The sequence below is a fragment of the Microbispora sp. H10670 genome (genome assembly GCF_014161385.1).
In the GTDB taxonomy this organism is placed as follows: Bacteria; Actinomycetota; Actinomycetes; order Streptosporangiales; family Streptosporangiaceae; genus Microbispora; species Microbispora triticiradicis.
This window is the reverse complement of sequence record NZ_JABBWW010000001.1, coordinates 327,533-347,762: the sequence shown is the minus strand read 5'-3', so window position 1 is coordinate 347,762 and position 20,230 is coordinate 327,533. Positions and strand designations below refer to the sequence as shown.

Genomic DNA, 20,230 nt, shown 5'->3' with positions numbered 1-20,230 from the left:
CCCGTCAGTACGTGCTCGCGCACGTACGTCGTGCGCACTCCCGACCACTTCGACACTGAGTCCCGAGGGGCAGCTCACGCCTGCATGAAGGGGTGACATCACGTCGCGCGTAGAGCGTGCCGGCTCGGGCGGGAAGGGACCGCCATGCGCTCCACTCTGCTTTTCCCCCGCATCAACAGGCACACCCGCGTCCTGCCCACGCACATCGGCTCCGCGCCGGTGAGCGCGGACGCCATCGTCCGCTGCGTGCCGCCGGCCAGCTCCCTCGTCGAGTTCGGCGCGTACATCGGCGGCAAGAAGGTCGCCGCCAACGGCATCCCCGAGGCCGTCCGGATGGTCCGCGAGCACAACGAGGCCAACGAGGTGCCCGGCGCGTACGTCTGGGTGGGCCTGCACGAGCCCGCCGCGCCCGAGGTGGAGTGGCTCGCCGAGGTGTTCGGCCTGCACCCCCTCGCCGTGGAGGACGCCATCAAGGCCCACCAGCGGCCCAAGGTCGAGCGGTACGGCGACTCGCTGTTCGTGGTGCTCAAGACCGTCGCGTTCCTCGACGGCGAGGTGCCGACGGCGAGCGGTGAGATCATCGGCACCGGCGAGATCATGGTCTTCGTCGGCCCCGACTTCGTGGTGACCGTGCGGCACGGCCGGTACTGCCCGCTCGGCGACGTCCGCGAGAAGCTGGAGTCGAAGGCGAAGCTGATCAGCCGGGGCCCGGCGGGTGTGCTGCACGCCATCGCCGACCACGTGGTGGACAAGTATCTCCAGGTCGCCGACCTGATGCAGGCGGAGCTCGAAGAGGTCGAGGCGGCGGTGTTCGCCGAGGTCAGCTCCCGGGACATCAACCGCATCTACCAGCTCAAGCGGGAGATGCTGGAGCTCAAGCGGGCCGTGGGACCGCTCCAGACCCCCTTCAACGCCCTTCCCCAGCGGCGCAGCATCCCCTCGGAGATGCGCGAGTACTTCCGCGACGTCGGCGACCACCTCTCCCGGGTGTGCGAGCAGGTGCAGGCCTCCAACGAACTGTCGGACTCGATCCTGCAGGCCGCGCTGGCGCGCTCGAACGCGCTCGCGAACGAGGACATGCGCAAGATCTCGTCCTGGGTCGCGATCATCTCGGTGCCCACGATGATCGCCGGCATCTACGGCATGAACTTCGAGCACATGCCCGAGGTCAAGGCGGTGTACGGCTACCCGCTGGTGCTGGGTGTCATGGTCGTCGCCTGCACGCTCCTGCATCGGGCGTTCCGTCGCAACGGCTGGCTCTGATCTGTTTTCTCCTGCTTTGTCAATTGGGGCCGGCCCGACCCCGACTCTGGGCATCGGTCATTGCGATATGTCAGATGATGTTGTTAGGTGGGGGAGAGCGGGCCGCTCGCGCACATCGACCGTTTCCACTTCCACAGGAGCGTGTCATGACAGAGGCGACACCCCGGTTGTCCATCTTTCCCCTCGCGCGTGAGCGTACCTTCGACCCGCCGGACGAGCTGACGCGCCGCCGCGCGGAGGCGCCGCTCCAGCGGATGATGTACGGGGACGGGCACGAGGGCTGGCTGGCGACCGGTTACGCCGAGTCCCGCGCCATCCTCGCCGACGCCCGCTTCAGCAGCCGGCCCGAACTGATGCACTCGGCGCTTCCCCAGCGGGTGGAGCTCCGCCGGGGGCCCCTGCCGCCGGGGTTCTTCCTGCAGATGGACCCTCCCGACCACACCCGGTACCGGAGGCTGCTGACGGGCCAGTTCACCGTGCGGCGGATGAAGCAGCTCGAACCGCGCATCCACGACATCACCGAAAGCCGCCTCGACGCCATGGAGCGCGAGGGCGCCCCGGCCGACCTCGTCAGGTCCTTCGCGCTGCCCATCCCGTCGCTGGTCATCTGCGAGATGCTGGGCGTGCCGTACGAGGACAGGGAGAAGTTCCAGCACGACTCGTCGGTGATCCTCGATCTCGAGGCCTCGACCGACGAGATCACGGCGGCGAGGGACGACCTGCTCGCCTACCTGGGCGCCCTCGTCGCCGCCAAGAGGAAGGACCCGGGCGACGACATGCTGAGCGGCCTGACCGCCTCCGGGGAGCTTACGGACGCCGAGATCGCCGGCATGGGCCTGCTGCTGCTCATCGCGGGCCACGAGACGACGGCGAACATGCTCGGCCTCGGCACCTTCGCGCTGCTGACGAACCCCCGGCAGCTCGCCGTCGTACGGGACGACCCGGGCGCGGTGGAGAACGCGGTGGAGGAGCTGCTGCGCTACCTCAGCATCCTGCACATCGGGCCCACCCGTACGGCCCTGGAAGATGTCGAGATCGGCGGCACCCTGGTCAGGGCCGGGGAGTCGGTGACCCTGTCGCTGGGGGCGGCCAACCGCGACCCCGAGCGGTTCGAGGGCGGCGACACGCTCGACGTGACCCGGTCGGCCCAGGGCCATCTGAGCTTCGGCCACGGCATCCATCAGTGCCTGGGCCAGCAGCTCGCGCGCGTCGAGATGCGGATGGCCTATCCGGCCCTGCTGCGCCGGTTCCCCGGCCTGCGCCTGGCCGTGCCGCCGGAGGAGGTGCCGATGCGGGCCACCTCGGCGGTCTACGGGGTACGCCGCCTGCCGGTGCTCTGGTGAGGCGATGCGCGGGAGGAAACGATGAAGATCAAGGCTGATCTCGAACGGTGCGTCGGAGCGGGGATGTGCGCGCTCACGCTGCCCCAGGTCTTCGACCAGAGCGAGGACGACGGAACGGTCGAGGTTCTCGACCCCGAGCCGCCGGCCGAACTGGCGGCGGCGGTGCGCAGAGCCGTCCAGCTCTGCCCGTCCGGCGCCCTCTCGCTCGACACGACAGATGCGGCCGGGTCGATCGAGTAGGCCGGGTCGATCGAGTACGCCGAGGAGTGAGCGGCGACCGGCCCGGCGCGACACGCAGGACGGGGTGACGGTCAGCTACTTGACGCGCACCCTGCGATGAGGTTGTCTGGTAAGTGGCTGTGAAAGCCATTCTTGTGGGTGACCCTGGAGCCCCGTCTCAGCCCCTCAGAAGAGGAGCCTCGGCGGGGCTCTTCCCGTCTCCCTCACTGCAGGGTCTCCTACGGCGCTCCCACCGGGCGCAACGGGCTGACCGGCCGGGGCAGCGGCAGCCCGCGTGCCTTCCACAACCGGCGCATGCGGTCGGGGTAGTCGGTGACGACGCCGGCCACGCCCAGGTCGATGAGCCGGGCCGCCTCGTCGGGCTCGTTGACCGTCCACACCACGACGGGCAGGCCCTGCCGCGCCGCCCCGGCCATCAGCGCCTCGTCGACGAGCACCCGGTCGGGGGACAGGGTCGTCGCGCCCACCGCGGCGGCGGCCGCCGCGAGGTCGCCGCCCACCTCGGTGAGGCGGATGCCGTTCATCCACTCCGGCGTCATCGTGTCGCGCTCCACGAGGGCGTACCGCCGCTCGATCAGCGGTCCGGCGATCTCCAGGAGCCGCCAGTCGAAGCTGAGCAGGGCCGACCTGGAGAGCCGGTCGTGCCGGTCGAGTTCGCGGACGACCTCCGTCACGAACCGCCGCGGGTCCGGGCAGAGGTCCGGACGGACCGGGTCGGACTTGAGCTCCACGTTCAGCCGCACGTCGTCGGCGCCGAGAGCGCCGACCAGGCCGAGCACCGCGCCGAGCGTGGGCATCCGGGTGTCCGGCAACGGCACCTGCGTGAGCGCGAAGCGGTCTTCCGGCCGTTGCGGCAGCCGTACGCCGACGTCGAGGGTCCGCAGCTGCGGCAGCGTGAGCGCGACGACCGGCTTGCCGACGTACGGGAACATCTCGTCCCCCGGCGTGGCCATGCCGGTGTCCGCGCTGGTCACAGGGGAGACGTGCAGGTCGTGGGTGAGCACGAGCTGCCCGTCGGCCGACATGGCGACGTCGAACTCCAAGGCGTCGACCCCGAGCTCCAGCGCGAAGGCCAGGCCGGGCAGCGTGTTCTCGGGCCGCAGCCCTCGTGCTCCACGGTGCCCGTGCAGCTCAACGTATCCGTGCACAGCGGCGTACCCTACCGCCCCGCGGGGGTGACGCGGGTGATCCCCCGGTTCCCGGCGCGTACGCCACGAACCATCAGATCAGCGGGCGAATCTGGATGGTCTGGGTGCGGCCGGGGCCCACGCCGATGGCCGAGATCGGGGCGCCGCTCATCTCCTCCAGCGCCCTGACGTACGCCTGCGCGTTCGGCGGCAGGTCCTCGAACGTCTTGGCGCCGGTGATGTCCTCCTGCCAGCCGGGCAGCTCCTCGTAGACCGGCGTGGCGTGGTGGAACTCGGTCTGCGTCATGGGGATCTCGTCGTGGCGCGTGCCGTCGACGTCGTACGCCACGCAGACCGGGATGCGCTCCAGCCCGGACAGCACGTCGAGCTTGGTCAGGAAGAAGTCGGTCACGCCGTTGATCCGGGTGGCGTACCGCGCGATGACCGCGTCGAACCAGCCGCAGCGGCGGTCGCGGCCGGTGGTCACGCCGTACTCGCCGCCTGTCTGGCGCAGCCACTCGCCCTGCTCGTCCAGCAGCTCGGTCGGGAACGGCCCGGAGCCCACCCGCGTGGTGTACGCCTTGAGGATGCCGATGATCCTGGTCAGCCGGGTCGGCGGGATGCCGGAGCCGGCGCAGGCGCCGCCCGAGGTGGGGGAGCTGGAGGTCACGAAGGGATAGGTGCCGTGGTCGATGTCGAGCAGCGTGCCCTGCCCGCCTTCGAGCAGCACGACCTTGTCCTGGTCGAGCGCCTGCGAGAGCACCAGCGAGGTGTCGGCGATGTGCGGGCGCAGCCGCTCGGCGTAGCCGAGGTACTCCTCCAGCACCTTGGCCGGGTCGAGGCCCCTGCGGTTGTAGATCTTGGTGAGGACCTGGTTCTTCTCGCCGACCGCGGCCTCGATCTTCTTGCCGAGGATGCCCGGGTCGAGCAGGTCCTGCACCCGGATGCCCATGCGGTAGATCTTGTCGCCGTACGCCGGGCCGATGCCGCGGCCGGTCGTGCCGATCTTGGCCTTGCCGAGGAAACGCTCGCTGACCTTGTCGATCGCCTTGTGCTGGGGCATGATCAGGTGCGCGCTCGCGGAGATCAGCAGCCGCTCGCAGGAGATGCCGCGCTCGGCCAGCCCGTCGATCTCGGAGAGCAGGACGCCCGGGTCGACGACCACCCCGTTGCCGATCACCGGTACGACGTCCGGCGAGAGCACCCCGGTAGGCAGCAGGTGCAGGGCGTATTTCTGGTCGCCGATCACCACGGTGTGACCCGCGTTGTTGCCGCCCTGGTAACGGACGACGTAGTCGACGTCACCACCGAGCAGGTCGGTGGCCTTCCCCTTGCCCTCATCGCCCCACTGGGCACCAACGAGAACGACAGCCGGCATGGTCAAATCTCCCGAACCACGACGAAAGCCCCTGGCGCAAGCGCGGCAGGGGCCTCTTGCACACAGAGACTACCCGAGGGCCGCGCCGTCGGTGAACGGCGTCTTAACTCGCGAGACGGAGCCTCGCCGGCCCTCGCGTGCCGCTGTGTTCCCGGGTCGTCGTTCCCGGGTCGTCGTTCCGGGCCGTCAGGAGGCCGTGGCGAGCGCCTCCGCGGCGGCCGTGCTGCTGTCGCGCAGGAACTGGGCGCAGCGCTCGGCCTCGTCCTTCTCGCCGATCGCGTGGGCGGCCCGGGCCAGGGCGTTCAGGCAGCGCAGGAACCCCTGGTTCGGCTCGTGCTCCCACGGGATCGGGCCGTGGCCCTTCCAGCCCGCGCGGCGAAGCTGGTCGAGGCCCCGGTGGTAGCCCGTCCGGGCGAACGCGTACGAGGTGACGGCGTGGCCGGAGGCGAAGTAGTCGTCGGCGAGCGCGCCCCAGGCCGCGGAGTAGGCGGGGAAGCGCGCGGCCACGTCGGCCGCCTTGGCGCCCGACTCGAGCATCTGCCGCGCCTCGGCGTTGTCGGGCAGCAGGGTGGGCGGCGGGCCGGCGAGGAGGTTCTCGTGCGTTTCCATGAGCACAGTCTTACCTGCCGAACAGCCCGAGGGGTATGGTCCGGCCGGCGGGAACGGAAGATCGATACGAGAATGATCTTCAGTTCCCGCCGGTCCGCCCGCTACTTGAGCTTGGTGCCCGCGGACTTGAGGTGCTGGCAGGCCTCGACGATGCGCTGCGCCATGCCGGCCTCGGCCAGCTTGCCGTACGCGCGCGGGTCGTAGGCCTTCTTGTTGCCGACCTCGCCGTCGATCTTCAGCACGCCGTCGTAGTTGCGGAACACGTGGTCCACGATCGGACGGGTGAAGGCGTACTGCGTGTCGGTGTCGATGTTCATCTTCACCACGCCGTACGAGATCGACTCATGGATCTCCTCCATGGCCGAGCCGGAGCCGCCGTGGAAGACGAGGGCGAACGGCTTCTCCTTGCCGTACTTCGCGCCGACGGCCTCCTGGATCTCCTTGAGCACGCTCGGGCGGAGCTTCACGTGGCCCGGCTTGTAGACGCCGTGCACGTTGCCGAAGGTGGCGGCCACGATGTAGCGGCCCCGCTCGCCCAGGCCGAGGGTCTCGGCGACGGCCAGCGCGTCCTCCGGCGTCGTGTAGAGCTTCTCGTTGATCTCGCCGACGACGCCGTCCTCCTCGCCGCCGACGACGCCGATCTCGATCTCGAGGATCACCTTGGCGGCGGCGGTCTTGTCCAGCAGTTCGCTGGCGATCTGGAGGTTCTCGTCCAGCGGCACGGCGGAGCCGTCCCACATGTGCGACTGGAACAGCGGGTCCTGGCCGCGCGCGACGCGCTCGGCGGAGATCTCCAGCAGCGGGCGGACGAAAGAGCCCAGCTTGTCCTTCGGGCAGTGGTCGGTGTGCAGACCGACCGTCACCGGGTACTTCTCGGCCACCACACGAGCGAACTCGGCGAACGCCACCGACCCGGTGACCATGTCCTTCACGGTGGTGCCGGAAAGGAACTCAGCCCCTCCGGTCGACACCTGGATGATCCCGTCGCTCTCCGCCTCCGCGAAGCCGCGCAGCGCGGCGTGCAGGGTCTGCGACGAGGTCACGTTGATCGCCGGGTACGCGAAACCGCCCGCTTTGGCGCGGTCGAACATCTCGGCGTAGACCTCTGGAGTCGCGATAGGCATGCGAAGTCATCTCCTTCTGACGGTATGCGGCGTGGCCAGTATCCCGAAGGCCGGGCCGATCCGGAAAGCCGGGCCGGGTGGAGGCCGCCGAAAGCCGCGGTCATTCCGCGACCCGGGTTTTCCACAGCCGTTGTCTCTTCTCAGTCTCATCTCATCCCGGACAGGTAGGCTCGGGCCGTGGACGTGCTCTTGGACCTTCTTGACCCGAAGTGGTGGCTGGGAATGCTCGGCGCCTTCGCCACGATCGGCGTCATCGCCATCGTGTTCGCGGAGACGGGGCTGCTCGTCGGGTTCTTCCTGCCCGGTGACTCGCTGCTCGTGACCGCTGGAATTTTCAGTACCGTCGCGGCCGCCCAGGGGTTCGGGATCGCGCCGCTGTCACTGCCGGCCCTGCTGATCGGCGCGCCGCTGGCCGCGATCGCGGGGGCGCAGCTGGGCCACTTCCTGGGCGCGAAGGTCGGCCGGAGGATGTTCGACAAGCCGGATTCCCGGCTGTTCAAGAGAGAGCACGTCGAGAAGGCGGAGCACTACTTCGAGAGGTTCGGCCCGGCGAAGGCCGTGGTCGTCGCGCGGTTCATGCCGATCGTCCGCACCTTCATGAATCCCGTGGCCGGCGTCCTGGAGATGGACGCGCGCCGGTTCTTCGTCTGGAACGTCGTCGGCGGCGTCGTCTGGGTCGAGGCGCTGCTGCTGCTCGGTTATTTCCTCGGCAGCAAGGTCGAGGGCATCGACAAGTACATCCTTCCCGGCGTATTCGTCGTCATCGTCCTGTCGATCATCCCCATCGTGCGTGAAGTGATGAAGAGCCGCCGGGCCGCCGTCGTCGTGCCGAAGGGCCGCCACCACGCCGGCGTGGAACAGCGGAACCACCCCGGCGTCTGACGCGGGCCCGGCGATGAATGCCTGATGACAAGCGACAGGTCAGCACTGAACCTCCCGCACAGCCGCTACTCTCCGGGTTGTGGGACGCCACAGGTCTGATCCCCTCGGAATCGCGAGGCTGGCACTCGTCGGCCTGGCGGTCGTGCTGCTGCTCGCCGTGATCGTGATCGGCGGCAGGGCGCTGTTCTCGACGTTCGGATCAGGGCAGTCCGGGGACCCCGTGGCCGTCGCGTCCTCGTCCCCGGCGGCCCGGCCCTCCGCGGCGACGTCCCCGCCCAGCGTGCCCACCGTACGGGTGGTGTGCCAGGCCGACCGGTGCCCGGTGTTCGTCCGGGTGCCGGGCGGCGACGTGCTGGTCGACCGGGACCTGGCCCGGGGCGAGCAGGCGTCCTACTTCGACCCCGAACTCGACGTCGTCCTGGACGACGCGAGCACGGTCGAGGTGTTCACGAACGGAGCCGCCAGGTCCCCCGGGCCGCCCGGCGAGCGGCAGGCGTTCAGTGTGCGGCGATCCCCAGGTCCGTGAGCGTGTAGGCGGAGCGGTAGGGCACCCCGGTGGCCGCCAGCGCCTCGTCGCCGCCCCGGTGCACGATCGTCGCGATGCCCACGACCTGCGCGCCCGCCTCGCGCAGCGCCTCCACGGCGGTGAGCACCGACCCGCCGGTGGTGGTGGTGTCCTCCACCGCGAGCACCCGGCGTCCGGCGACGTCGGGGCCCTCGATCCTGCGCTGCAGGCCGTGGGCCTTGCCCGCCTTGCGGACGACGAACGCGTCGAGCGCGCGGCCCCGGGCCGCCGCCGCGTGCAGCATCGCCGTCGCCACGGGGTCCGCGCCCAGCGTCAGGCCGCCGACCGCCTCGTAGCCGAGATCCTCGGTGAGGTCCAGCATGACCCGGCCCACCAGTGGCGCCGCCACGCCGTCGAGGGTGATGCGGCGCAGGTCGACGTACCAGTCGGCCTCCTTGCCCGAGGACAGCACGACCCGCCCGTGCACGATGCCCTTGTTCTTGATCTCGTCCAGCAGCTTCTCGCGGTCACTCATGGGCCTCAGCGTACGGCCGGCCCGGCGGGACGGTTCGCAGGGGCCGACGGCTACGCAGAGTAAAGACCTGGCTGCGGTTTAGCCAGGACGCGGACTGCGGAATGATTGGCGATGCAACTCATCGTAATCGCGAGGTCGCAATGCGTAGACAAGTCCGGCTTACCGACGTGGAGCTGCTCGAAGCCGTCCGGGGAGGCGACACGGCGGCGTACGGAACGCTCTACCGGCGTCACTCCACGGCCGCCCGGTCCCTGGCCCGGCAGCTCACGCAGAGTGAGGAGGCGGTCGAGAACCTCCTCGTCGAGATCTTCGCGAGGGTGCTGGAACTGGTGCGGCGCGGCGGCGGCCCCGCCTCCGCCTTCCGGCCCTATCTGCTGGCGTCGCTGCGCCGGTACGCCGCCACCGGGGTGGTCGACCTGGCCGACGGCGACTCCCTCTACGTGGACCCCGAGCTGAAGGGGCTCGAACGCGCGCCGCTCGCCCGCGCCTATCTCTCGCTGCCGGAGCGCTGGCGCATGGTGCTGTGGCATGTGGAGGTCGAGGGCGCCGACCCGGCGGAGGCGGGCCCGCTGCTCGGGCTCTCGGGAAGGGCGACCGTCGAGCTCACCGGGAGGGCCCGCCGCGCGCTGCGGGAGGCGTACGTGCGGCTGCGTCTGGACGGCGGTCCGCGCGAGGAGTGCCGGCCGGTCCTCATCACGATCCTGCGGTACCTGGAGAACGGCCTGCCGAAGCAGGAGGCCGCCGAGGTCGACGGGCACGTCGCCGAGTGCATCGACTGCCGGTCGGTCTTCCTGGAGATGGTGGACCTCACGCAGGGGCTGCGGGACGTCGTCGGCCAGCTCGTCGCGGGGCCGGCCGTGGACGACTACCTCGCGGACCTCGCCGCGCACACGCGGTACGACCAGGCGCCCGGCGGGGACTTCAGAGCGGGCGTCCGGGCGGGTGTCCGATTGGACGACGGCCCTCTGGCCGTGCTGTGGGCCTTGTACGACAGGGCCCGGGCCTCCGTGCGAAGCATCTGGACGGGCGCGGTCGCGGTGCTCGGGGCCGCCGGTGACCGGGTGCGGGCGCCCATCCTGCGGCTGCCGGCCCTCGTGCAGAGCGTGCCGGCCTCCTACCGCGCGGTGCTGGGAGGCATCGCCGTGGCCGGCCTGGCGACGGCGGCCTTCCTGCTCGTCGCCGAGCCGGCGGGTGTGCTTCCGGTGAGCGTCTCGGGGTCACCGGGCCGGACGGGCGAGCCGGTCGGCCCCGCGACACCGGCCGGGACGGCCGCGATGCCGGAGCCGGCCCGCCCGGACGACCCGGTCCCGCCGCCCCATGACAGCCGAGGGCACACCGGGTGGCCTCCGATTCCCCGTCACTCCTCCGATGTCCGGGTGAACGCGGGGCACGCCCCGGCGCAGGAAGGGAGTACAGCGCAGGAAGGGAGTACAGCGCAGGAAGGGAGTACAGCGCAGGAGAGCGTCGCACAGGGGGACAGGGCGCAGGAGGGCCGCGTCGCGGCCCCGGAACGGCAGCGGGTTCGCCGGCGGGTTCCCCAGGTTCCCTACGAGACGGACCGCGACCAGGGCCGCCGGCAGGCGCACCAGCAGTTCCCCACTCGCCAGGAGGTGCGTCAGCGGGTTCCCGGTCAGGCCCGCGCCGGCGTCCGGGATCATGCGGAGCACGCCGGACGGAGCACCCGGCCCGGCGGCGACGGGACGACCGGGAGGCGGCACGCGGCGCGGACCCCGCACCCCGGCACGGTGAGCCGTGCCGGGAGGAGCGGGGAGGCCGGGCCGGTCGTCGCCGTCGACCCGCTCGGCGCCCTGCTGCGCGGGCAGCCGGGGCTCGTCGCCGTACGGCTGCGCGACGCGGGCCGCGCAGCCACGGAGGGGGAGAGCCGGGAAGGGAAGGACGAGGTCGTCGCGACCGTGACCCTCCCGCCGGGAGTCAGGTTCGTGGCCCGGAGCCGGTACGCGGCTTCCGGCGGGCACCGAGGCGGGCATCGGGACGGGCGCGCGAAAGGGGACGCCGGCACGGGGGACGGCTGGACCTGCGCGGCGGAGGACCGGGTCGTGCGCTGCGCCCGCGGGCCGCTGGCGGCCGGGGAGGTGACCGCGATCTTCCTGAAGGTGGCCGTGGCCGCGGACGCGCCCACGGGAAGGGCGTTCACGGTCCGGGTCCGCTCGGGGGGGACGGAGGCCGCCGCCCGATCGACGGCGGGAGTACGCGGGTCGGGTGTGGCGGCCCGGTTCGCCGCGGACGGCCGTCTGGTCACGCGGGTCGTCGGCAACACGCTCGTGGGCACCGCCGCCTCCACCGCTCCCGGTCGTGGCGCGGGCGTCAGCGTGCCCGTCGACCTCGACGCGGACGACTCGACGCCGACGTCGAGTTGCGCCGATCTCGCTCTGCCCGGGGCCGGCCGGGTGCTGTGGGCCGGGCTCTACTGGTCGGCGGACGGCAGGCGGGCGGAGCCCGCCGGGGACGTCCGGGTGCGCGCGCCGGGCAGCCCGGCGTACGTCACCGTGCGCGCGGCCGAGATCGCTCGGCGGAACCTGCCCACGGGTCCCGGTTACCAGGCGTTCGCCGACGTCACGTCCCTCGTCCGGGCCGCGGGCGGGGGCCGTTGGTGGGTCGCCGGGGCGGCCCCGGCGCGTACGGGGACGGTCCGGCACGCCGCGTGGGGCCTGGTGATGCTGGCCATGGACGAGCGGCAGCCGTACACGCGGGTGGTGGTGCTGGACGCCGCGGCCGTCGTGGGGACCGAGGAGGAGGCGCTGCGGATCCCGCTCGACGGCCTGGCCCCCGGCGGCGCCCCGGCACGGATCGACCTGATGGTGTGGAACGCCGAGGGGGTCAGGGCCGGGCTCGCCACCACCGGCGGCCGGGGTCGTGGCGAGGAGCGGGGGGAGGCGGGTGTCCCCTCCACCGAAGCCACCGAAGCCACCGGAGCCACCGGCGGTGTCGCGGTGGACTCCCTCCACACGCTGCTGGGACGCCGCCCCACGCTGCGTCTCGCAACCAGGCGGGAGCCGGCCTTCTTCGGGGTCGCGGTCGTGAGTGCGAGAACGTGGTCCTGACATATTCCGCCTCCCCGAGGGGAGCTTTTTCCGAAGGTGACCGATAACGAATGAGTGGCAGGTAATACCTGGACAAACTGGTACGGTCGGCGTGAACGCTTCCGATTCCAGGGGCCGCGGACGTCCCGATCTCCCACCTGGGGGCGAGGGTTGAATCGCCGGGAATCACCCTCGCGGGAACACACGCTTGACTACCCTGAGAGAGCCACGTAAGGAAGGGCGGTGTCGCGTGGATCGCTGCGCGCTGTTCGTTGACGCCGGCTACCTGCTGGCGGACGGCGCGATGGCCGTCCATGGGACCCGCCATCGCGAGGCAGTCTCCTGGGACTATCCGGGGCTGTTGCGGTTCCTGACGAACCTGTCGCGAGAGCGCACCGGCCTGCCGTTGCTGCGCTGTTACTGGTACGAGGCGACCGTCGAGGGCCGCCGGACGCCCGAGCACGACGTGCTGGCCGACATCCCCGGTCTCAAGCTCCGCCTCGGGCGCATCCGTCCGGGCCGCCGGGAGGGCGTGGACGCCCAGGTCCACCGGGACCTGATGACCCTGGCCCGCAACAACGCCGTCTGCGACGCGGTCGTGGTCAGCGGTGACGAGGACCTCACCCAGGTGGTGAGCGACGCGCAGGATCTCGGTGTCCGGGTGACCGTCATGCAACTGGCCGCGGACGGCGCCTGGTCCGCCGCGCGCACCCTGCGCCAGGAGTGCGACGACCTCGTGGAGATCGCGGGCGCGCACCTGCGGTCGTACGTCACCCTGTCGACCGCGGCGGACACGAGCCTCAACAGCGGCAACGGGCAGCACCAGCTCACAGCGGGCAACGGCCAGCACCACGGCAACGGCGTCGTCGCCCACGCCAACGGCTCCCACGCGCAGGGTTCGCAGCAGTACGGTTCGCAGTCGCAGGCCGGCTACATCCTCGGCTCGCACACCCCCGGCCTTCCCGCCTCCGGCGGGCACGACAACGCCTCGTACGGCTCCGGCGCACGGAGTTCGGGCGCACACGGCGCCTCGACGCCGGGCACCTCGTCGCCGGACGCTCCGACGCCGGGTCTTCCCGCATCTGGCACGCCGGCATCCGACGGGCTGCCACAGAGCGGCGGCTCCCACGGCTCCGGGTCACACGGCACCGGGTCACACGGCACCGGGTCACACAGTGCCGGTTCGCGCGATTCGGGATCGCTCGGTCCGGCGTCGCATGGAGGATCGTCGCTAAGCGGGTCGTCACTGGGCGGGTCGCTCGGCGGCGGGGCCCACAGCACGGGCGCTCACTCGTCCGGCAGCCACGCGTCCGGGTCCGGCGCCCAGGGGTCCGGTGCGCACGCGTCCGGCACCGCGGGGCCGGGCGGCCACACGTCGGGGGGTTACCCGTCCGGCGGCGATCACTCGTCGGGCGGCCTCGGGTCCGGTGCGCAGGATTCCGGTGCCCAGGGCGCGGGTGCGTTCGGTTCCGGTGCCCATGGGACCGGGGCACATGGTTCCGGGGCGCAGGGGTCCGGTGCCCATGGTTCCGGTGCTCATGGTCCGGGCGCGCAGGGCTCGGAAACGCACAGTTCGGAAGCGCACAGTTCGGGAACCCACAGTTCGGGAACCCACAGCTCGGGCGCACACGGCTCCGGTGCCCACGGCTCCGGTGCCCACGGCGGCGGCCGAGCCTCCGGGCACGCCCGTCCGGCGGCGCAGCCGTCCCCTCCTGCCTACAACGGCTATCCGCCGGAGCCTCAGCAGTCGGCGGGCCAGCCGCAGCAGCGTCCGGCTCCGCCGTCCCCGTCCATGCCGCCTCCGTCCATGCCGTTGCCGGCTCCGCCGGCGCCGCCCGCGGGTCAGGCGCCGCCGACGACACCACTGAACAGCCAGTACGCCTCCGGCCCCGTCGGTTACCCGCCCTCCCAGCTCGGGCCGTACACCGGTCCGCAGCCCGCGCCGGTGCCGATGCAGCCCGGGGGCACCACCACGCTGGCCGAGGCGGTGCAGGCCGCGCACAAGGAGGGACACGACTTCGGCGAGTCCGTGGCCAGGGACGCTCCCGCGCTCTGGCTGGAGGCGGTGCTCGCCCGGAAGCCCCGCATGCCGTCCGACCTGGAGGCCAGGCTTCTGCAGGGGTCGTCGCTCCCGATCGACTTCCTCCTCCACGACGAGGTCCGGCACGCGCTGCGGCGCGGCTTCTGGGACGCCCTGGAGCGGGCCCGCCGCTAACCCTCGCCGCTACCCCCCGCCGGGCTCAGTCCGGCACGCGGGTGCGCAGGGCCTCGGCGAACCAGGTGAGAGCGTGTGTCAGGTCGTCCGGCGGCGGCCAGCCGTTGACCACCGCGAGCAGCCGGGAGTAGGTCTGGCGGCGCGGGTCGTTCGCGGTCTCCAGCAGCGTGAGCAACCGGCGTCGCAGGGTCGCGTCGTCCGGGCGGCGCAGGCTCGCGGCATATCGTGCGGTGACCGCGGCGAGGTACGGTTCGGCGCCGGGCGAGGCGGGATCGACGCCCGCCGCCAGCGCGGGGGCGACCTGGTCGCGGACGATCGCGACGGCGTCCGGACGTGGGGCGGTGTCCGGAAGCGGGGCGGTGCCGGGAAGCGCGGTGGTGTCCGGACGTGCGGTGGCGGGTGCGCGGTCGGCCACATGCTGCTCGGCGATGCGCCTGAGCGCGGCCCGGAAAGCGGGGTCGCCGGACAGCTCGGCCAGCTCGACCCAGGCCTCGACCTGCTCGGGGTCGGGATCGTCGGGGAGTTCGGGAGTCATCGTCCGCCTGATCCCGGTCAGGTCGGCGTCCAGTTCACCGAAGGCGGCGTCGAGGAAGTCGTCGATCAGCCGCCGCCGTCCGTCTTCGGTGAGCCTGGCGAGTCTGTGCATCAGATCCATCTCCTCAGGGGTGGAGCCGCGCCTGGCCACCGCCAGCGCCACCGCGTGCCGCAACCTCAGCACCCGGATCTGCGCCGCCAGCGCCTCGGCGTGCGCCGCCGCGACCTCGGCCAGCGTGGCGTCCCGGTCCAGGACCCTCCTGATCGTGGGAAGGTCGATCCCCAGGTCGCGCAGCGTGCGTACGAGGTCCAGGCGGGCCACGGCGTCGGCGTCGTAACGGCGGTAGCCGGCGGGGCTGCGGTCGACGGGCGGCACGATGCCGCGGTCGGAGTAGAACCGGATCGCCTTGACCGTCAGCCCGGTTCGCGCCGCCAGTTCGCCGATCGACTACGTCGTGTCGCCGTCCATGCCTCCAGCCTTCCGTCTCCCCCTACGGGAGACTCAACCCGGCGGGGTGAACGCGGGGTGAGAGAGGCGGCTCGCCGTCAGGTGAGGGCGTCGAAGCCGGCCCGGAGGTGGGCGACCCGCTCACCCAGGTCGGAGATGGCGCCGTTCAGTGGTGAGTCGTCCGACCTGCCGGCCTGTTCCCGCACGCGGCGCAGGTCGTCCTCCACGGCGGCGAGCCGCTTGGCCAGTTCGGCGAGGACGGACGTCAGGTCGGTGTCGCGGCCTCCCGGCAGTTCACCGGCCAGCCGCTCGCGCAGCAGCGCCGCCTGTTCGGTGAGCCGCCGGTTCATGGCGTACAGCTCCACGAACACGGAGACCTTCGCGCGCAGCACCCAGGGATCGAACGGCTTGGTGAGGTAGTCGACCGCTCCGGCGGCGTACCCGCGGAAGGCGTAGTCGGGCGCGCTGTCGACCACGGTCAGGAAGATGATCGGGATATTCCTGGTGCGCTCTCTCCGCTTGATGTGCGCGGCCGTCTCGAAGCCGTCCATGCCGGGCATGCGCACGTCGAGCAGGATGAGGGCGAAGTCGGTCGACAGGAGAGCCTTCAGCGCCTCCTCGCCGGAGCGTGCCCGTACGGGCACGACGTCCAGCGAACTCAGGATCGCCTCAAGGGCGATCAGGTTCTCCTCGCGGTCGTCGACCAGCAGGACCCTGGCGCGGTCGGGCATCGATCATGCCTCCTGGGAGTCGCGGGGCTCGGGGGCCGGCACACCCCTCGTCCGTTCTGTGCCCACGTTCCGCCCGCGCATGAGCCATCCGCGCAGCCGTTCGAGCAGCCGGTCCACGTCGACCGGCTTCGGCACGTAGTCGGACGCGCCCGACGCGATGCTCTTCTCCCGGTCTCCCCGCATGACCTTCGCCGTCAGCGCGATGATCGGGAGATCGGCGAACTGCGGCATCTTCCTGATCGCCGAGGTCGTCGCCCAGCCGTCCATCTCGGGCATCATGATGTCCATCAGGACGAGTGCCACGTCCTCGTTGCGTTCGAGCTGTTCGATGCCCTCGCGGCCGTTCTCGGCGTAGACGACGGTCGAGCCGTGCCGCTCCAGCACACTGGTCAGCGCGAAGACGTTGCGGATGTCGTCGTCCACGATGAGGATCTTCGCTCCGGACAGCGGGTCGTCGCCCTGCCAGTCGTGGACGTGGCCGTCGGGGGTCGGCGCGAGCTGCGCCAGGGGAGGGTCGGTCGGGAGCGGGATCTCCGGGAGGATCTCCTTGATGTGCAGCTCGGGCACGTCCACCTCGTGTCCGTCCGAGGCCGCCAGCGAGGTGATCGCACCGCCGTCGGACGCGGCGAGCGGCCCGGAGTAGCTCGGCGGCAGATAGAGCGTGAAGGTGCTGCCCGCCCCGGGCGTGCTCTGGACGTGGATCTCGCCGCCGAGGAGGCGGGCGATCTCCCGGCAGATCGACAGGCCGAGGCCGGTGCCGCCGTACTTGCGGCTGGTCGTGCCGTCGGCCTGCCGGAACTGCTCGAAGATCACTTCGAGCTTGTCCGGGGCGATGCCGATGCCGGTGTCGACGACCTTGAAGGCGAGCATCTCCTGCGCGCCCTGCAGCTTCTCGTCCACGTACGGCACGTCTCCGGGCGCGCGGGTCACCTCCAGCCTGACCTCGCCCTGGTGGGTGAACTTCACCGCGTTGGAGAGCAGGTTGCGCAGGACCTGCTGCAGGCGCTGCTCGTCGCTGCTGACGTCGCCGGGCACCGAGGGATCGACGTCGACGGTGAAGGAGAGCCCCTTGTCCCGCGCGAGCGGGGCGAACGTCGCCTCCATGTACTCGACCAGCGCGGCCAGCGACATGGCCTGCGGGTGGATGTCCATGCGGCCCGCCTCGACCTTGGACAGGTCGAGGATGTCGTTGATGAGCTGGAGCAGCGCCGAGCCGGCGTCGTGGATGGTGCGGGCGAACTCGACCTGCTGCGGCGTCAGGTTGCCCTCGGCGTTCTCCGTGAGCAGCTTGGCGAGCACGAGCAGGCTGTTCAGCGGGGTGCGCAGCTCGTGGGACATGTTCGCGAGGAACTCGGACTTGTAGCGGGACGACACCGCGAGCTGCTCGGCGCGCTCCTCCAGCGTCCGCCGGGCCTGCTCGATCTGGAAGTTCTGGATCTCGATGGCCCGGTTCTGCTTGGCCAGCAGCGCCGCCTTGTCCTCCAGCTCGGCGTTGGACCGGCGCAGCTCCTCCTGCTGGCGCTGCAGCTCGTCCGAGCGCTCCTGCAGCTCGATGGCGAGCCGCTGCGACTCGGTCAGCAGCGCCTCGGTCCGGGAGTTCGCCATGATCGTGTTGATGGTGACGCCGATGGTCTCGACGAGCTGGGTGAGGAAGGCCACGTGCACCTGGCTGAACTGGGTGAACGAGGCCATCTCCAGGACGCCGAGCACCTTGTTCTCGAACAGGATCGGCAGCACGACGATCTGCGCCGGGTGCGACCGGCTGAGCCCGGTCTCGATCGTGATCGAGTCGGCCGGCACGTTCTCCAGGATGATCTGCTTGGCTTCCAGGGCGGCCTGGCCGATGATCCCCTCGCCCAGTTCGAAGCACGGCTTGGGGGACGACCCCGGCTGGATGCCGTACCCGGCGATGAGGTTGAGCCGGCCGCCGTCGTACAGGTAGCAGGCGCCGTGGCCGGCCGACACGAGCGGGGTGAGCTCGCTCATGATGAGCCGCGCGACCTCCATGAGGTCGCGGTGACCCTGCATGAGGCGGGAGATCCGGGCCAGGTTGGACTTGAGCCAGTCCTGCTCCTGGTTGGTCTTGGTGGTCTGGCGCAGGGTGGACACCATCGTGTTGATGTTGTCCTTGAGCTGGGCCAGCTCGCCCGGGGCCTCTACCGTGATCGACCGGGTGAGGTCGCCCCTGGCGACGGCGCTGGTCACCTCGGCGATGGCGCGCACCTGCGTGGTGAGGTTACCGGCCAGTTCGTTCACGCTCTCGGTGAGCCGCTTCCAGGTGCCCTCGACGCCCTCGACGCGGGCCTGGCCGCCGAGCTGGCCCTCCGAGCCCACCTCGCGGGCGACGCGGGTCACCTCGGAGGCGAAGGACGACAGCTGGTCGACCATGGTGTTCATGGTGCTCTTGAGCTGCAGGATCTCGCCCTGGGCGTCGACGTCGATCTTGCGGGTCAGGTCGCCGTTGGCGACGGCCGTGGTCACCTGGGCGATGTTGCGCACCTGGTAGGTGAAGTTGTTGGCCATCGAGTTGACGTTGTCGGTGAGGTCCTTCCAGACGCCCGAGACGCCCGGCACCCGGGCCTGGCCGCCGAGGCGCCCCTCGGTGCCGACCTCGCGGGCGACCCGGGTGACCTCCGCGGCGAACGCCGAGAGCTGGTCGACCATCGTGTTCATCGTGTCCTTGAGCTCCAGGATCTCGCCCTGGGCGTCCACGGTGATCTTCTTGGACAGGTTGCCCTGGGCGACGGCGGTGGACACGACCGCGATCTGACGGATCTGGGACGTCAGGTTGTTCGCCATGAAGTTGACGTTGTCGGTGAGGTCCTTCCAGTTGCCCGACACGCCGCGCACCTGCGCCTGGCCGCCGAGGCGCCCCTCGGTGCCGACCTCGCGGGCGACGCGGGTCACCTCGGAGGCGAAGGACGACAGCTGGTCGACCATGGTGTTCATGGTGCTCTTGAGTTCGAGCATCTCGCCCTGGGCGTCGACGTCGATCTTGCGGGTGAAGTCGCCGTTGGCGACGGCCGTGGTCACCTGGGCGATGTTGCGCACCTGGTAGGTGAGGTTCCTGGCCATCGAGTTGACGTTGTCGGTGAGGTCCTTCCAGACGCCCGACACGCCCTTCACCTCGGCGCGGCCGCCCAGCTTGCCCTCGGTGCCGACCTCGCGGGCGACCCGGGTCACCTCGTCGGCGAACGCCGAGAGCTGGTCGACCATCGTGTTGAGGGTCTCCTTGAGCTCCAGGATCTCGCCCTGGGCGTCCACGGTGATCTTCCTGGACAGGTCGCCCTTCGCGACTGCGGTGGACACCACGGCGATCTGCCGGACCTGCGAGGTCAGGTTGTTCGCCATGAAGTTGACGTTGTCGGTGAGGTCCTTCCACGTCCCGGAGACGCCGCGCACCTGCGCCTGGCCGCCCAGCTTGCCCTCGGTGCCGACCTCGCGGGCGACCCGGGTGACCTCCTCGGCGAACGCCGAGAGCTGGTCGACCATCGTGTTGACGGTGTGCTTGAGCTCCAGCATCTCGCCGACGGCGTCGACGGTGACCTTGCGGCTCAGGTCGCCCCTGGCCACCGCGGTCGTCACCTCGGCGATGTCGCGCACCTGCGCGGAGACGCGGTCGGACATCGTGTTGACGGCCTCGGTGAGGTCGCGCCAGCTTCCCGACATGCCGCGCAGGTTCGCCCGGCCGCCCAGCCTGCCCTCGGTGCCGAGGTCGCGGGTGACCCGCGTCACCTCCGAGGTGAACAGCGAGAGCTGGTCGACCATGCCGTTGATGGCCTTGCCGAGCCGCCGCACCTCGCCCCGGGCCGCGCGGTCCACGTCGATCCGGCGGGACAGGTCGCCCTTGGCCACCGCGTCGATGACGTCGGCGGCGCCGCTGACCGGGGTGACGATCGCGTCGATCAGGTCGTTGACCGAGCCCACGCTCTCCGCCCACGCGCCCACGCCCGGTCCCGGGCTCAGCCGCTCGGTGAACCGGCCCTCCTTGACGACCTCGCGGCGCACCCGGGCCAGCTCGTTGGCCAGGTGCTCACGCCGGTCCGCCACCTCGTTGAGCAGCAGCCGGATCTCGCTGAGGATCCCCGCCGGGGCGTGGGAGACACGCCGGCGGAAGTCGCCGTCCCGCCAGGTGATGAGGGTTTCGAGAAAGGGAACGAGATCGGATTCGGTGTAGGTCCGTTCGGTCCCGGCCAGTTCGACGTTGGCGGGCGACATCTAGCCTCCTTTACCCCGATCGGGGCTGACGCGACCA

The 20,230-nt window shown here is 71.1% G+C and carries 15 protein-coding genes; 7 read left to right on the top strand and 8 right to left on the bottom strand.

Translation table 11 applies throughout. The features are described 5' to 3' along the window. Nucleotides 1–144: 144 nt before the first annotated feature. From HHX33_RS01665 to HHX33_RS01655, 3 genes are all read left to right on the top strand, one after another. Nucleotides 145–1,263 (top strand): magnesium and cobalt transport protein CorA, encoded by a 1,119-nt coding sequence (locus tag HHX33_RS01665; protein WP_182872983.1) that lies wholly within the window; start codon nucleotides 145–147, stop codon nucleotides 1,261–1,263. Between the two features lie 146 nt (nucleotides 1,264–1,409). Continuing rightward, nucleotides 1,410–2,606, top strand: a complete 1,197-nt coding sequence (locus tag HHX33_RS01660) for a cytochrome P450 (protein ID WP_182872982.1) — start codon at nucleotides 1,410–1,412, stop codon at nucleotides 2,604–2,606. Between the two features lie 21 nt (nucleotides 2,607–2,627). Further along, on the top strand, nucleotides 2,628–2,846 hold the full coding sequence (locus HHX33_RS01655; protein ID WP_182872981.1) for a ferredoxin: 219 nt from the start codon (nucleotides 2,628–2,630) through the stop codon (nucleotides 2,844–2,846). A gap of 218 nt (nucleotides 2,847–3,064) precedes the next feature. Here the strand turns inward: HHX33_RS01655 and HHX33_RS01650 are convergent, their stop codons facing one another. From HHX33_RS01650 to fbaA, 4 genes are all read right to left on the bottom strand, one after another. After that, nucleotides 3,065–3,994, bottom strand: a complete 930-nt coding sequence (locus tag HHX33_RS01650; RefSeq protein WP_182872980.1) for a glycerophosphodiester phosphodiesterase family protein — start codon at nucleotides 3,992–3,994, stop codon at nucleotides 3,065–3,067. A 73-nt stretch (nucleotides 3,995–4,067) separates the two neighbouring features. Then, nucleotides 4,068–5,351, bottom strand: a complete 1,284-nt coding sequence (locus HHX33_RS01645) for an adenylosuccinate synthase (RefSeq protein WP_111700369.1) — start codon at nucleotides 5,349–5,351, stop codon at nucleotides 4,068–4,070. Between the two features lie 186 nt (nucleotides 5,352–5,537). Then, nucleotides 5,538–5,960: a DUF3151 domain-containing protein gene (locus HHX33_RS01640; protein ID WP_111700370.1), complete on the bottom strand. Its 423-nt coding sequence runs from the start codon at nucleotides 5,958–5,960 to the stop codon at nucleotides 5,538–5,540. A gap of 101 nt (nucleotides 5,961–6,061) precedes the next feature. Then, nucleotides 6,062–7,084, bottom strand: a complete 1,023-nt coding sequence (gene fbaA, locus HHX33_RS01635; protein ID WP_111700371.1) for a class II fructose-bisphosphate aldolase — start codon at nucleotides 7,082–7,084, stop codon at nucleotides 6,062–6,064. A gap of 177 nt (nucleotides 7,085–7,261) precedes the next feature. On the opposite strand from fbaA, the gene HHX33_RS01630 reads away from it, so the two are divergent. Together HHX33_RS01630 and HHX33_RS01625 are read left to right on the top strand one after the other, a co-directional pair. After that, nucleotides 7,262–7,966: a DedA family protein gene (locus tag HHX33_RS01630; protein WP_310740245.1), complete on the top strand. Its 705-nt coding sequence runs from the start codon at nucleotides 7,262–7,264 to the stop codon at nucleotides 7,964–7,966. 79 nt (nucleotides 7,967–8,045) lie between these two features. Next, entirely contained in the window at nucleotides 8,046–8,492 is a 447-nt protein-coding gene (locus tag HHX33_RS01625; protein WP_182872979.1) for a hypothetical protein, read from the top strand. Here HHX33_RS01625 and HHX33_RS01620 read toward each other — a convergent pair. Further along, nucleotides 8,464–9,006, bottom strand: coding sequence for an orotate phosphoribosyltransferase (locus tag HHX33_RS01620; RefSeq protein WP_111700374.1), 543 nt, complete (start codon nucleotides 9,004–9,006; stop codon nucleotides 8,464–8,466). The genes HHX33_RS01625 and HHX33_RS01620 overlap by 29 nt on opposite strands. A 140-nt stretch (nucleotides 9,007–9,146) precedes the next feature. Here HHX33_RS01620 and HHX33_RS01615 point away from each other — a divergent pair, with 140 nt between their 5' ends. Together HHX33_RS01615 and HHX33_RS35475 are read left to right on the top strand one after the other, a co-directional pair. Next, nucleotides 9,147–12,068, top strand: a complete 2,922-nt coding sequence (locus HHX33_RS01615; RefSeq protein WP_182872978.1) for a hypothetical protein — start codon at nucleotides 9,147–9,149, stop codon at nucleotides 12,066–12,068. A 229-nt stretch (nucleotides 12,069–12,297) separates the two neighbouring features. After that, entirely contained in the window at nucleotides 12,298–14,262 is a 1,965-nt protein-coding gene (locus HHX33_RS35475; protein WP_310741167.1) for an NYN domain-containing protein, read from the top strand. Between the two features lie 25 nt (nucleotides 14,263–14,287). On the opposite strand, the gene HHX33_RS01600 is transcribed toward HHX33_RS35475, so the two are convergent. The 3 genes from HHX33_RS01600 to HHX33_RS01590 all read right to left on the bottom strand — a co-directional run bounded on the left by HHX33_RS01600 (nucleotide 14,288) and on the right by HHX33_RS01590 (nucleotide 20,193). After that, a complete protein-coding gene (locus tag HHX33_RS01600; protein WP_396784038.1) occupies nucleotides 14,288–15,214 on the bottom strand; it encodes a MerR family transcriptional regulator in 927 nt (308 codons plus the stop codon). 128 nt (nucleotides 15,215–15,342) lie between these two features. Then, entirely contained in the window at nucleotides 15,343–15,975 is a 633-nt protein-coding gene (locus HHX33_RS01595) for a response regulator (protein ID WP_182872977.1), read from the bottom strand. A gap of 3 nt (nucleotides 15,976–15,978) precedes the next feature. After that, complete coding sequence (locus HHX33_RS01590; protein ID WP_182872976.1) at nucleotides 15,979–20,193, bottom strand: HAMP domain-containing protein; 4,215 nt, start codon at nucleotides 20,191–20,193, stop codon at nucleotides 15,979–15,981. Nucleotides 20,194–20,230 lie beyond the last annotated feature (37 nt).

Coding starts and splice junctions, on each gene's coding strand:
- HHX33_RS01665 (WP_182872983.1), top strand. CDS start 145: ATGCGCTCCACTCTGCTTTTCCCCCGCATCAACAGGCACACCCGCGTC.
- HHX33_RS01660 (WP_182872982.1), top strand. CDS start 1,410: ATGACAGAGGCGACACCCCGGTTGTCCATCTTTCCCCTCGCGCGTGAG.
- HHX33_RS01655 (WP_182872981.1), top strand. CDS start 2,628: ATGAAGATCAAGGCTGATCTCGAACGGTGCGTCGGAGCGGGGATGTGC.
- HHX33_RS01645 (WP_111700369.1), bottom strand. CDS start 5,351: ATGCCGGCTGTCGTTCTCGTTGGTGCCCAGTGGGGCGATGAGGGCAAG.
- HHX33_RS01640 (WP_111700370.1), bottom strand. CDS start 5,960: ATGGAAACGCACGAGAACCTCCTCGCCGGCCCGCCGCCCACCCTGCTG.
- fbaA (WP_111700371.1), bottom strand. CDS start 7,084: ATGCCTATCGCGACTCCAGAGGTCTACGCCGAGATGTTCGACCGCGCC.
- HHX33_RS01620 (WP_111700374.1), bottom strand. CDS start 9,006: ATGAGTGACCGCGAGAAGCTGCTGGACGAGATCAAGAACAAGGGCATC.
- HHX33_RS01615 (WP_182872978.1), top strand. CDS start 9,147: ATGCGTAGACAAGTCCGGCTTACCGACGTGGAGCTGCTCGAAGCCGTC.
- HHX33_RS01595 (WP_182872977.1), bottom strand. CDS start 15,975: ATGCCCGACCGCGCCAGGGTCCTGCTGGTCGACGACCGCGAGGAGAAC.
- HHX33_RS01590 (WP_182872976.1), bottom strand. CDS start 20,193: ATGTCGCCCGCCAACGTCGAACTGGCCGGGACCGAACGGACCTACACC.